The 11,732-nt window shown below is 45.9% G+C and carries 14 protein-coding genes; 3 read left to right on the top strand and 11 right to left on the bottom strand.

Translation table 11 applies throughout. The features are described 5' to 3' along the window. Positions 1-276 precede the first annotated feature (276 nt). The gene (gene groL, locus AC2CGA_RS16830) at positions 277-1,911 is read right to left on the bottom strand and encodes a chaperonin GroEL (RefSeq protein WP_003155941.1); all 1,635 of its coding nucleotides are present in this window, start codon (positions 1,909-1,911) and stop codon (positions 277-279) included. 41 nt (positions 1,912-1,952) lie between these two features. Continuing rightward, the gene (groES, locus tag AC2CGA_RS16825; RefSeq protein WP_003155970.1) at positions 1,953-2,237 is read right to left on the bottom strand and encodes a co-chaperone GroES; all 285 of its coding nucleotides are present in this window, start codon (positions 2,235-2,237) and stop codon (positions 1,953-1,955) included. A 236-nt stretch (positions 2,238-2,473) separates the two neighbouring features. Between groES and AC2CGA_RS16820 the strand changes: the two genes are divergently transcribed. Both AC2CGA_RS16820 and AC2CGA_RS16815 read left to right on the top strand, forming a co-directional pair. Next, positions 2,474-3,208 (top strand): CPBP family intramembrane glutamic endopeptidase, encoded by a 735-nt coding sequence (locus tag AC2CGA_RS16820; protein WP_003155972.1) that lies wholly within the window; start codon positions 2,474-2,476, stop codon positions 3,206-3,208. Next, on the top strand, positions 3,205-3,396 hold the full coding sequence (locus tag AC2CGA_RS16815) for a YdiK family protein (RefSeq protein ID WP_003155975.1): 192 nt from the start codon (positions 3,205-3,207) through the stop codon (positions 3,394-3,396). Before AC2CGA_RS16820 ends, AC2CGA_RS16815 begins: the two co-directional genes overlap by 4 nt. Positions 3,397-3,437: 41 nt before the next feature. Here AC2CGA_RS16815 and tatC read toward each other — a convergent pair whose 3' ends face one another. The 4 genes from tatC to moaC are packed head-to-tail and all read right to left on the bottom strand — an operon-like array spanning position 3,438 to position 5,548. Next, positions 3,438-4,196 carry a twin-arginine translocase subunit TatC gene (tatC, locus tag AC2CGA_RS16810; RefSeq protein ID WP_088005343.1) on the bottom strand — a complete coding sequence of 253 codons (759 nt, stop codon included), beginning with the start codon at positions 4,194-4,196 and terminating at the stop codon, positions 3,438-3,440. A gap of 6 nt (positions 4,197-4,202) precedes the next feature. Continuing rightward, positions 4,203-4,373 carry a twin-arginine translocase TatA/TatE family subunit gene (locus AC2CGA_RS16805; protein WP_003155981.1) on the bottom strand — a complete coding sequence of 57 codons (171 nt, stop codon included), beginning with the start codon at positions 4,371-4,373 and terminating at the stop codon, positions 4,203-4,205. Positions 4,374-4,391: 18 nt separating this feature from the next. Continuing rightward, positions 4,392-5,039: a redox-sensing transcriptional repressor Rex gene (locus AC2CGA_RS16800; protein ID WP_003155984.1), complete on the bottom strand. Its 648-nt coding sequence runs from the start codon at positions 5,037-5,039 to the stop codon at positions 4,392-4,394. Next, positions 5,036-5,548 (bottom strand): cyclic pyranopterin monophosphate synthase MoaC, encoded by a 513-nt coding sequence (gene moaC / locus AC2CGA_RS16795; RefSeq protein ID WP_003155986.1) that lies wholly within the window; start codon positions 5,546-5,548, stop codon positions 5,036-5,038. Before moaC ends, AC2CGA_RS16800 begins: the two co-directional genes overlap by 4 nt. A gap of 139 nt (positions 5,549-5,687) precedes the next feature. Here moaC and AC2CGA_RS16790 point away from each other — a divergent pair, with 139 nt between their 5' ends. Then, complete coding sequence (locus AC2CGA_RS16790) at positions 5,688-7,616, top strand: ABC-F family ATP-binding cassette domain-containing protein (RefSeq protein WP_020953910.1); 1,929 nt, start codon at positions 5,688-5,690, stop codon at positions 7,614-7,616. Between the two features lie 223 nt (positions 7,617-7,839). Here the strand turns inward: AC2CGA_RS16790 and tsaD are convergent, their stop codons facing one another. From tsaD to thiL, 5 genes are read right to left on the bottom strand one after another with little or no spacing between them, the layout of a single operon-like run. Beyond that, positions 7,840-8,880 carry a tRNA (adenosine(37)-N6)-threonylcarbamoyltransferase complex transferase subunit TsaD gene (tsaD, locus tag AC2CGA_RS16785; protein WP_063174569.1) on the bottom strand — a complete coding sequence of 347 codons (1,041 nt, stop codon included), beginning with the start codon at positions 8,878-8,880 and terminating at the stop codon, positions 7,840-7,842. Then, entirely contained in the window at positions 8,873-9,328 is a 456-nt protein-coding gene (rimI, locus tag AC2CGA_RS16780) for a ribosomal protein S18-alanine N-acetyltransferase (RefSeq protein WP_484480248.1), read from the bottom strand. The genes tsaD and rimI overlap by 8 nt, the downstream gene beginning before the upstream one ends. Before the next feature lie 10 nt (positions 9,329-9,338). After that, positions 9,339-10,028: a tRNA (adenosine(37)-N6)-threonylcarbamoyltransferase complex dimerization subunit type 1 TsaB gene (tsaB, locus tag AC2CGA_RS16775; RefSeq protein ID WP_095318551.1), complete on the bottom strand. Its 690-nt coding sequence runs from the start codon at positions 10,026-10,028 to the stop codon at positions 9,339-9,341. After that, the gene (gene tsaE / locus AC2CGA_RS16770; RefSeq protein WP_095318550.1) at positions 10,009-10,485 is read right to left on the bottom strand and encodes a tRNA (adenosine(37)-N6)-threonylcarbamoyltransferase complex ATPase subunit type 1 TsaE; all 477 of its coding nucleotides are present in this window, start codon (positions 10,483-10,485) and stop codon (positions 10,009-10,011) included. Before tsaE ends, tsaB begins: the two co-directional genes overlap by 20 nt. A 15-nt stretch (positions 10,486-10,500) precedes the next feature. Beyond that, positions 10,501-11,478, bottom strand: a complete 978-nt coding sequence (gene thiL / locus AC2CGA_RS16765) for a thiamine-phosphate kinase (protein WP_015388615.1) — start codon at positions 11,476-11,478, stop codon at positions 10,501-10,503. Between the last annotated feature and the right edge of the window lie 254 nt (positions 11,479-11,732).

Below are 11,732 nucleotides of genomic sequence, written 5' to 3'. Positions count from 1 at the left end.
GCAAACGTATGACAAAATAAGAATATCTGCTCTTACTTCAAAAGATGCAAAGAATAAAAATCAGCAAATCGCCTATGAACATAAATTTCTTTTAAAAGATTTGTAACAAAGTCGTATGCCTTGATGCTAACTTGAATAAATTAGAATATTTTTTCGGAATTTGAGTTGAATAATAGAAATTAAAAAAAGCCTCTCACAAATTCATTGAACTTGTGAGAGACTTCGATATGGTGTTACATCTGGCAAACCCTTATGTCAAACAGGGATCATAATTTTTTACATCATTCCGCCCATTCCGCCCATGCCGCCCATGTCAGGCATTCCTGCGCCGCCGGCGTTTTCTTCCGGTTTGTCAGCGACAACGGCTTCAGTTGTTAAGAGCATTGCTGCTACAGAAGCTGCGTTTTGCAGGGCTGAACGTGTAACTTTTGTCGGGTCAACGATACCTTTTTCGATCATGTTTACCCATTCGCCGGTTGCAGCGTTGAAGCCTACGCCGATTTTTTCATTTTTCAGGCGCTCAACGATGACAGATCCTTCAAGTCCTGCATTGTGTGCGATTTGACGGATCGGCTCTTCAAGCGCGCGAAGCACGATGTTGATACCTGTTTGCGCATCGCCTTCAGCTTCCACTGCAGCGACTTTGTTGTATACGTTGACAAGCGCTGTACCACCGCCGGATACGATACCTTCTTCAACAGCTGCGCGAGTTGAGTTGAGGGCGTCTTCGATGCGAAGTTTACGCTCTTTCAGCTCAGTTTCAGTCGCAGCGCCGACTTTGATGACAGCTACGCCGCCGGCAAGTTTCGCAAGACGCTCTTGTAATTTTTCTCTGTCGAATTCAGAAGTTGTTTCTTCCACTTGAGCGCGGATTTGGTTGACGCGAGCAGCGATTTTTTCAGTGTCGCCGGCGCCTTCTACGATTGTTGTGTTTTCTTTCGTTACCACAACTTTAGAAGCGCGTCCCAATTGTCCGATTTCAGTAGATTTCAGGTCAAGGCCTAAGTCTTCTGTGATTACTTCTCCGCCTGTAAGAACAGAGATGTCTTCAAGCATTGCTTTACGGCGGTCACCGAAGCCAGGAGCTTTAACGGCAACAGCGTTGAATGTGCCGCGAAGTTTGTTGACAACGAGTGTAGCAAGAGCTTCACCTTCAACATCTTCAGCGATCAGAAGCAATGGTTTGCCTTGCTGTACAACTTGCTCAAGCACAGGAAGGATTTCTTGAATGTTTGTGATTTTTTTGTCTGTGATTAAGATGTAAGGATTGTCAAGAACCGCTTCCATCTTATCAGAGTCAGTCACCATGTAAGGAGACGCATATCCGCGGTCGAATTGCATACCTTCCACAACTTCAAGCTCAGTTGTGAAGCCTTTAGACTCTTCAATTGTGATGACGCCGTCGTTTCCTACGCGCTCCATTGCTTCAGCGATAAGGCTTCCGACTTCCTCATCAGCAGCAGAGATCGCAGCAACCTGAGCGATAGACTCTTTGCCTTCGATCGGCTTAGAAATTTCTTTTAAGTTTTCGATTGCCACGGTTACGGCTTGTTCCATACCTTTACGCACGCCGACAGGATTAGCTCCCGCAGTTACGTTTTTCAGGCCTTCGCGGATCATAGCCTGCGCAAGCACAGTCGCAGTCGTCGTACCGTCACCGGCAACGTCGTTTGTTTTGCTGGCTACTTCAGCTACAAGCTTCGCACCCATGTTTTCAAACGCATCTTCAAGTTCAATTTCTTTTGCGATTGTCACACCGTCATTTGTAATTAACGGAGAACCGAATTTTTTCTCCAGAACCACGTTGCGTCCTTTTGGCCCTAAAGTTACTTTTACAGCGTCAGCAAGCGCATCGACACCGCGAAGCATAGCGCGGCGTGCTTCTTCACTAAACTTAATATCTTTTGCCATGTTAACGAAACCTCCTCGAATTTTTAAAAATATTTATTTGCTTAGCCGATTACAGCTAAAATGTCGCTTTCACGTAAGATTAAGTATTCAGTACCTTCGTATTTCACTTCAGTACCGGCGTATTTTGAGAAGATAATGCGGTCGCCCTCTTTTACTTCTAAAGCAACGCGCTCTCCGCTTTCCAACACGCGACCTGAACCGGCTGCCACGATTTTGCCTTCTTGCGGCTTTTCTTTTGCAGAATCCGGTAATACGATTCCGCTGGCAGTTTTTTCTTCAGATTCTACGAGTTCAATGACAACGCGATCACCTAATGGCTTTAACAATGTAATAACCTCCTCAATAGTATGAATATGTAATTTTAGCACTCAGCTCTAAAGAGTGCTAACACAGTTATTATAATAAAGAATCTCACTTCCAATTTCAAGTCATAAGAATAAAAAATTTTCACGCTTACATGATTCTCTCTCGCACTGATTTTCTCCTTTTTTCACGTCAAGTTCACTTGTGTTACAATAAGAACAAATAAGTTGATTTTATAGGATAAAGGAGTACATATCATTTGAGAAAACAGTATTGGTATATCATTTTGACATATGTTATCATGCAGCTTTCCGCATTGATCGGCATTCCTTTAATGTACAAATTCGGCTATGCGGGCGGGCACCCTACGAATGCGAATCTCACCATGGCTCAGGGGATTTATTCCGTCGTAAGCTTTTTTATCTGCCTGATTATCGTTCTCTTGATTTTGAGAACCGCGCCGAAACAGACATTAAGAAACGGGAAGAAAGCATCCGCCGGCATGTCCGTTCTCTGGGCGGTCGCGGGAATATGGCTCGCTTTATTTTCTCAGGGAATCGCCGGGATGATTGAGCAGTATGTCTTTCATGTGGGCAGCGGTTCCGAAAACACGAAAGCCATTCTTAACATTATTAAAGCCATGCCGCTCATGATTATCGTTTCTTCTATCGTCGGGCCGATTCTTGAAGAAATCATTTTCCGGAAGATCATCTTCGGTGTATTATATGAAAAAACGAATTTCTTTATCGCCGGACTGATCAGTTCCGTCATTTTCGGCATTGTGCATCAAGACCTCACGCACCTGCTGCTGTATACGGCCATGGGCTTTACCTTTGCGTTCTTGTATGTGCAGACGAAACGGATTATTGTGCCGATATTCGCCCATGTCATGATGAATACCATTGTCGTGGTCATGCAGCTCGGCCCCGCCCAAAAATATATTGAACAGCATAGTGAGCAAATGCAATTAATTATTGGAGGATTGTTTGTATGAGGAACCCAATGACTTGGGGCTTGATTTATTTCGCAGTCGGCTGTATCTTTACGTATTTGGCCGCAAGCTCTCCGGGAAGCATGTGGTCTTTTTATTCCATACTGCTGATGGTTTTCGCCGCTTATAATATCAGCATCTCGTTTAAAATGTTCGCCTTCTCATTTAAAGTGAAGAAAAATCAAAAATAATAAAAGAAAAGCCATTTCTCATCATTGAGAAATGGCTTTTTTTATGCTGATACGTCCTGGTCAGATTCACTGCCGGTCTGCCTTTTCCGATACGCCGCTTTTGAAATCAGGATACTGATCTCGTATAAAATGCAAAGCGGAATGGTAATCATCAAGTGAGACAGCAGCTCAGGCGGCGCAATCATCGCGGCGATCACGAGCAGCACAAAATATGCGTACTTCCTGATCTTCGATAAAAACATCGGCGTGATAACACCGAGTCTCGTTAAAAACATGATCAGCACCGGCATCTGAAACAGCAGCCCGAACGGAATCGTCAGCTGCAGCAGAAAATGAAAGTATTCGGTGATCCCGATCACCTGGTTGACATCCAGGTCATTCGAGACCCGCTTCATAAAATCAACGACCAGCGGAAATAAAATATAATAAGAAAACGACACACCGCCGACAAACAGCACGATCGAAATCGGAATATAGCTGAGTGTTACTTTGCGCTCCTTCTCATACAGACCCGGACTGACAAACGCCCAAATCTGATAGAGAATAATCGGCGAAGTCAAAATGATGCCGATGATAAACGCGAACTGCAAAAAGATAAACAGCGGATCCGTCAGGTTAAAAGCATTAAGGGTGAGCTCTTTTACTTCATCGGCTTTTTGAAGATACACAATGATAGGTTTTGCCAGAAAAAAGCCGGCAATAAAGAAAACCGTAAAGGATAACGCCACAATCAGCAATCGTTTCCGAAGTTCGGCAATATGCTCCACAAGCGTCATTTGATTCACTCTCATACGCGTCATCCTATCTTACTGTTCTTCTTTCTTTTTTTCCTCTTCTTCACCGGCTAATCCCTTAGTAGCGTTCTTAAATTCACGAAGCGTGTCCCCCGCCGCTTTTCCTAATTCGGGAAGCTTCTTCGGACCGAAAATAATCACCGCCACCACACCGATAACCGCCAGGCTTCCAGGACCGATCATGTGCAGCTCCTCCTTTCGCTATTCAATTTCTTCCAAAACAGAATAATGCTTTAAGAAATAAACCAATGATTGAAGCTCTACTGCTAAATCTATATGATGAATTCGAATGTGATCCGGCACATTCAATCGGGCCGGCGTAAAGTTAAGGATTCCCTTGATTCCGAGCGACACGAGCCGGTCGGTGATTGACTGGGCGGCAACCGCCGGAACGGTAAGAATCGCCACGGGTTCATCCTTTATGTGAAGCTCTAAATCATTAAGATCAAAGACAGGCACACCGCCTACCTCAGTTCCTATTTTACTCTGATTCACATCAAAAGCCATAGATATTTTTGTGTTATTATTTTTTGTGAAATTATAGTGAAGAAACGCCGTCCCCAAATTCCCGACACCGATCAAAATGACGTTCGTCGTTTCATCCTGATCCAGTGTTTTTCTGAAAAATGACAGCAGGTAATCCACATTATAGCCGTATCCTTTTTTGCCGAGCGCCCCGAAATAGGAAAAATCCCGGCGGATCGTGGCCGAATCGACTTTTACCGCATCGCTCAGTTCAGCCGATGAAACGCGCTGCTTTCCTGACGCGTGTAAATTCTTTAAAAAGCGATAATAAAGCGGCAGCCGTTTTGCCGTCGCCTGTGGAATTTTTGATTGATCCTTGTTCATGATTGGTCCTCCACTTTATACTCAGATGCATCTCTTTTAAAATCACCGTTTTTGCCTCCTGTTTTTTCCATGAGGCAGGTCGGGCCGATGACCATTCCTTTATCCAGCGCCTTGCACATGTCATACACGGTCAAAGCGCAGACTGAAGCGGAAGTTAGCGCTTCCATTTCCACACCTGTACTCCCTTTCGTTTTTACGCTTGCCTGTATATGAAGAACGGCTTCGGAATCCTTTTCCTCCCAGCCGAATGAAATGTCGACGCTGCTTAAAGAAAGCGGGTGGCACATCGGGATAATCGCTGACGTCTGCTTTGCGGCCATAATTCCTGCCACCTGTGCGACAGCCAGCACGTCTCCTTTTCCGATCTCGCGGTTTTTTATTCTGCTGTACACGTCATGTTTCATGTGTACGCTGGATATCGCAGCGGCAGTACGGACTGTTGAAGATTTATCGCTTATATCCACCATGCGGGCACGGCCTTCTTCATTAAAATGAGAAAATCCATTCATATTTAAACTCTCCTTACTTCTGATCATACACTATTTTCTCCCTGATGTCTTATCCTATAATGTTCCAATTCTGATGTATTGTTTGCTGACAGCAGGTTGATAAGCTACACTTAACTTATTATAACAGAGGTGAAATAATATGATGATCTTACAAATTAATCAGCTATCCAAATCTTTTGGCGCTGATCCTATTTTAAACAATATAAAGCTTGAAGTCAGATCTCGGGATCGCATCGCCATAGTAGGCAGAAACGGAGCCGGCAAATCAACTCTCCTTAAAATTATCGCAGGTCACCTTTCATATGAAAAGGGTGAATTAATTAAACCGAAAGAATTAACGATGGGATATCTTGCCCAGCACACAGGCTTGGAATCCCAGCTTACCATAAAAGAAGAACTGCTGAGCGTTTTTGATTTCCTGAAAGCAATGGAAAAAGAGATGCGCTCTATTGAAGAAAAGATGGCCACGGCCGCCCCGGCGGAGCTTGAGACGCTGATGAAAACCTATGACAGGCTTCAGCAGGATTTCAAGGATAAAGGCGGCTATCAATATGAAGCGGACGTCCGATCTATCCTTCACGGCCTCGGCTTCGGAAAATTTGACGATTCCGTGAAAGTGCAAAGCCTGAGCGGCGGTCAGAAAACAAGGCTTGCGCTCGGAAAACTGCTGCTGACCCAGCCTGATCTGCTTATTCTGGATGAACCGACGAACCATCTCGACATCGATACGCTTACATGGCTTGAGCATTATTTACAGGGATATTCAGGCGCAATCCTGATCGTTTCCCACGACAGATACTTTCTTGATAAAGTCGTCAGCCAAGTGTACGAGGTCTCACGGACAGAAAGCAAAAAATACCTCGGCAACTACAGCGCCTATTTAGAACAAAAAGCTGAGCAGTATGAGAAAGACCTGAAGCTGTATGAAAAACAGCAGGACGAAATCGCCAAGCTTCAAGATTTTGTCGACCGCAATCTGGCCAGAGCTTCTACAACGAAAAGAGCCCAAAGCAGACGAAAACAGCTTGAACGGATGGACGTCATGGCAAAGCCGCTCGGGGATGAGAAATCCGCCGCCTTCCGTTTTGACATTACAAAACAGAGCGGAAACGACGTCCTGCGCGTACAGGATGTTTCCATCAGCTATGACGGCCAGCCGCCGCTCTTGAAAAACCTGACCTTCGGCATTACAAGAGGCGAAAGCGCCGCCCTCGTCGGACCGAACGGAATCGGCAAATCAACCTTGCTGAAAACGATTATGAACACGATCAGTCCGGAATCCGGGTCGATCACGTACGGTTCCAATGTCACAATCGGCTATTACGATCAGGAGCAGGCTGAACTGACATCGTCCAAACGCGTGCTGGACGAGCTGTGGGATGAATATCCGGACATGCCGGAAAAAGAGATCAGAACATGCCTCGGCAACTTTCTGTTCAGCGGAGACGATGTCCTGAAACCGGTCCGTTCGTTAAGCGGCGGGGAGAAAGCAAGAGTCGCGCTTGCCAAGCTGATGCTTCAAAAAGCAAACTTTCTCATCCTTGATGAGCCGACAAACCACCTTGACCTGGACAGTAAAGAGGTGCTGGAAAACGCCCTGATCGACTACCCGGGAACACTGTTATTTGTATCGCATGACCGCTACTTTATTAACAGGATCGCCACAAGAGTGCTGGAGCTGTCACCTGATCATGCAGAAGAATATTTGGGAGACTATGACTATTACACCGAGAAAAAAGCACAGCAGCTGGAACTGGAAGAAATGAAGCGGCAGGAAAAGGAGCAGGCTCAGCCTGCCGGCAAGGTCAAACAGGATACGAAAAGAACTTACGAGGAAGAAAAAGAATGGAAGAAGAAAGAACGGCAGCGCCTGAGACGCATTGAAGAAATCGAAGCGGCCGTCTCATCCGCCGAAGAGAAAATCAGTGCCAATGAGGAGCTGCTGTGCGATCCTGACGTGTATCAGGATCATGAAAAAGTACAGACCATTCACGCGGAGAATGAAGCCCTGAATCAAGAGCTCGAAAACTTATTAGCAGAATGGGAGGAACTCTCCTCAGAAGAATAGAAAAAGTCAAGCACCTCTTTAAGGGGTGCTTTTTTATCCACAGCTATCCTCCTTGTCAGCCATTTAAGTAAGCGTTTTATACACACTATCCACAAAATTTTCTGACTTTATCCACTTTACTAACAACTTTCAGTCCCTTATCCCAGACTGGATTTCTGAATATATTCACAATCCTGTGGATATGTTAGAATTATCTGTTAATAAGTAAAAAAAGCCTCACGTTTTACAACGTGAGACGATCAAAGGATGTTAATTCCAAACCGGGCTGTCCGTTCATATCGTACGAGCCCCGGATCCCCTTTTCAAAAGCAACGGTTCCGGCAGCCGCAATCATCGCTGCATTGTCCGTGCATAAAGAAAGCGGCGGGATGATAAGCTCGGGATCTCCCGAATGGCTGAATTCCTGCTGCAGTGCGGCTCTCAACCCTTTGTTAGCGGCTACGCCCCCTGCAAGCAGCACTTGTTTAACCCCGTATTCTTTCGCGGCCTTAGAGGTTTTTGCCGTCAGTACATCAATGACACTCTGCTGAAAGCTTGCGGCAAGATCCTCCGGAGGAATCACCTCATTTTTTTGCGAGGCGTTATGAAGCGTGTTAATCACGGCTGATTTCAGGCCGCTGAAGCTGAAATTGTAAGACCCTTCTTCCAGCCACGCACGCGGAAGCGGAATGGAATCCGTTCCCGCAGCAGCCAGCTTATCAATCTGCGGCCCTCCCGGATAAGGAAGCCCCATCGTTCTTGCCACTTTGTCGTAAGCTTCGCCTGCGGCATCATCCAGCGTTTCACCGATAACCTCGAATGAACCGTGCTCTTTCATATAAACCAATTCCGTATGTCCGCCTGACACAACCAAAGCAAGCGCCGGGAACTGAAGCTCTCCTATCAGCCTGTTTGCATAAATATGGCCCGCAATGTGATGGACGCCGACTAACGGTATTTGATGGGCAAAGCTTAACGCCTTTGCCGCATTGACCCCGATTAACAGGGCTCCGACAAGTCCGGGTCCTTCCGTTACGGCAATCGCATCAAGATCATCAAAGCCCATCTCCGCCTTCGAAAGAGCTTCCTCAATCACAAGGGTAATCTGCTCCACATGATGTCTGGACGCTATTTCAGGCACGACCCCGCCGAAACGTTTATGGCTTTCAATTTGAGAAGCGACAACGTTTGAAATGATGTCTTTTCCGTTTTTCACGACTGAGGCCGCAGTTTCATCACAGCTTGTTTCGATTCCTAATACATAAATATCTTGTTTTTCACTCATGTAATGTCACCCACATTAATAACGCATCTTCCCCGTTATCTGTATAGTATTGTTTTCTGATTCCTCCGGCCTGAAGACCGAATTTCTTATATAAGGATTGGGCGGGATGATTTGAGACCCTGACTTCGAGAGAGAGCCTTCTTGCCTTTTTTTCTCTGCACAATTCTATTGCAGAGCGAAACAGCGCTTCTCCCAACGATTGGCCCCGATATTCCGGCTTAATGGCTATATTCGTAATCTGCGCGTCATCTATAATAATCCAGATTCCGCAATACCCCGCCAGACAGCCGTCCTTTTCAATGACAAGGTAGTGGGCATACGGATTTTCCAAAAGCTCATGATAAAATGAATCCTTCGTCCACGGAGAAGTAAAGGATGCTGTTTTAATTTCATAAATTTGATCAATATCTTCCGGCCGCATGCTTCGTATCGCCGTTTTCGTTTTCATCCCTATCACCCTATTTTTGAGATTCCATCCATTTCGCTTCAGCCTCTGCCAGACGCAAATAATCCGGAACAAGGCTGTGGACATCCGTCTCTTCTTTTTCCAAGCCTAAAAACGCCAGCTCTGACGGCCGCGGATTATGCTGTGCAGCCGTTCCTATCACTGCTTGAGATGTCAATTCATGCAGAATGGTTTCTTCATGAATGGCTGTATCGTGCCCTAAAAATAAAACCGGAGACGCTTTTTCTTTCAGCATGTCGAGCCAATCAGTCAAAAGGACATTCTGATCAGGAAGAACGGATTGTAAGCGGCCGTCCTGATATTCATAAAGTCCCGTATATACCTGTCCGCGCCGGGCATCAAATAACGGGCAGATCAGTCCTTGAAAGTGCCGTCCGTTAGCCGCCAGCACCTCCAGGCTCGAGACAGCGGAAACCGGAAGCTTCAGCGACCATGCTAATGTTTTTGCCAGCGTCACACCGATTCTGACACCTGTGTACGATCCCGGTCCTTTCGCCACCGCTATTTTCGTAAGGTCCTGCGGTGTTAGGCCGCAATCCTTCAGCAATGAATTGACAGCAGGCATCGCCCGCACGGAATGATTCTTTTTTAAATATGTAATATACTCCGCCATCACCGTTTTCTCTCGAACGAGCGCGGCACCCAGCGTGTAATTTGACGTATCAATTGCCAGTATTGTCATGTTTATTTATCTCCTCACAAAGCGTTTCATACCGTGTTCCGTAAGCCGTAAAGGTAATGTCCCTTGCCTCATCACCGGCTCTCTTGATGACGATCTGCAACCGTTCAGCAGGCAGCTGATCCTGAATTAAATGAGCCCATTCAATTAAACAGACGCCTTGTCCCTCAAAATATTCTTCAAGCCCTAAGTCTTCGCTTTCATCCTCCATACGATACACATCCATATGATATAGAGGAATCGAACCGTCATGGTATTCTTTTATAATTGTAAAAGTCGGGCTGTTTACCACTCTCGTGATTCCCAGTCCTTCGGCAAAACCCTTTGTAAAAGTCGTTTTTCCCGCGCCTAAGTCGCCTTCCAGTGTCAAAATGTCTCCCGGCTTTGCCAAAGAAGCGGCAAGCTTGGCTACGGCTTTCGTTTCTTCGGGGTTTTTCGTTCTCCATTGTAATGTCTTCAAAGTGAGTCACCCGTCTTATTTAAAATGATTGTATCCTTTTTTCTCAAGGACGATTTGTCTCTGATCATTGGCTGTCAAAAGAACACATGCTTCCTTCCGTTCAGATACCGCCCCTATCTTCGCAATCGGAATGCCCGATTGAGTGCAGTAATCAAGCAGCGAAATCCACTCTTGCTGAGAAACCGTTCCAACCAATTCAAAATCTTCACCGCCGAATAACACCCATTTCTTCCACTCAGAATCTGCCTCAGGCAAATCCGGATGCACCGGCAGAAGTTGTTCTTCAATTTCTATCGTAACTGAACTTGCCGCAGCTATTTCATGCAGCTCACTGGCCAATCCGTCACTGATATCATTCAGAGCCGCGCGCTGAAGCTGAGAGCAGAAGCGGCCGACTTGAACTCTCGGAACGGGCCGTTTATGTTTTTGGATAAAATAATCACTCGTATGAAAAGCAGAAGGATGTGTTTCTCCCAACAAAAGAGACAGTCCTGCTGCGGACGAGCCGATATCCCCCGTAACAAACACAACATCCCCGGGTCTTGCCGAGCTTCGCAGACAAGCGCAATCCTTCTCAACTTCTCCGATGACAGTAACGGTAATTACGGCTTGACCGGAAGCGGAGACGGTATCTCCCCCGATCAAATCCATTTGATATAGTTTCGCCAGTTCCGCCATTCCTTCATACATTGCCTGGACGTCAGCTTTCTGCCAGCAAGAAGGAACCGCTAGAGACACCAAATAAAACTTCGGAATGCCTCCCATCGCCGCCACGTCACTAATGTTAACAGCAAGCGCCTTATAACCGATATCATGAGGAGAGGAATACTCTAATTTAAAATGGACATTCTCCACCATTGTATCAAGGCAGACAATTTGCTGCATGTGGGGTGACGCTGTATAAACCGCACCATCATCACCGATCCCTACATCGACGGAAGGATGATAATGCGAATGCGGTGTAATACTGTGAATCAAATCAAACTCATCCATATATCTCCCGTCTCCCTTTCTGACGCTCTTGTGAAATACAGCTCTTTCTAGTGTATCGGATTATGTTTCAATATCCAAGACTTTAACGATATAAAAGAAAGCTTGGTTAGATACCAAGCTGCCAGCATTAAAAGAAAACACAAAAAAAACGAAAACATGATCGTTTCGTTTACAATAAAAATGGCGGTCCGGACGGGACTCGAACCCGCGACCTCCTGCGTGACAGGCAGGCATTCTAACCAACTGAACTACCG

Source organism: Bacillus sp. SYZHCR11 (assembly GCF_057196865.1).
The sequence above is the reverse complement of the archived record's forward strand: the minus strand, read 5'-3'. Positions and strand labels throughout refer to the sequence as shown.

Coding starts and splice junctions, on each gene's coding strand:
- AC2CGA_RS16790 (WP_020953910.1), top strand. CDS start 5,688: ATGATGATCTTACAAATTAATCAGCTATCCAAATCTTTTGGCGCTGAT.
- AC2CGA_RS16815 (WP_003155975.1), top strand. CDS start 3,205: ATGAGGAACCCAATGACTTGGGGCTTGATTTATTTCGCAGTCGGCTGT.
- rimI (WP_484480248.1), bottom strand. CDS start 9,328: ATGAAAACGAAAACGGCGATACGAAGCATGCGGCCGGAAGATATTGAT.
- moaC (WP_003155986.1), bottom strand. CDS start 5,548: ATGAATGGATTTTCTCATTTTAATGAAGAAGGCCGTGCCCGCATGGTG.
- AC2CGA_RS16800 (WP_003155984.1), bottom strand. CDS start 5,039: ATGAACAAGGATCAATCAAAAATTCCACAGGCGACGGCAAAACGGCTG.
- tatC (WP_088005343.1), bottom strand. CDS start 4,196: ATGACGCGTATGAGAGTGAATCAAATGACGCTTGTGGAGCATATTGCC.
- groL (WP_003155941.1), bottom strand. CDS start 1,911: ATGGCAAAAGATATTAAGTTTAGTGAAGAAGCACGCCGCGCTATGCTT.
- AC2CGA_RS16805 (WP_003155981.1), bottom strand. CDS start 4,373: ATGATCGGTCCTGGAAGCCTGGCGGTTATCGGTGTGGTGGCGGTGATT.
- tsaB (WP_095318551.1), bottom strand. CDS start 10,028: ATGACAATACTGGCAATTGATACGTCAAATTACACGCTGGGTGCCGCG.
- thiL (WP_015388615.1), bottom strand. CDS start 11,478: ATGGATGAGTTTGATTTGATTCACAGTATTACACCGCATTCGCATTAT.
- tsaD (WP_063174569.1), bottom strand. CDS start 8,880: ATGAGTGAAAAACAAGATATTTATGTATTAGGAATCGAAACAAGCTGT.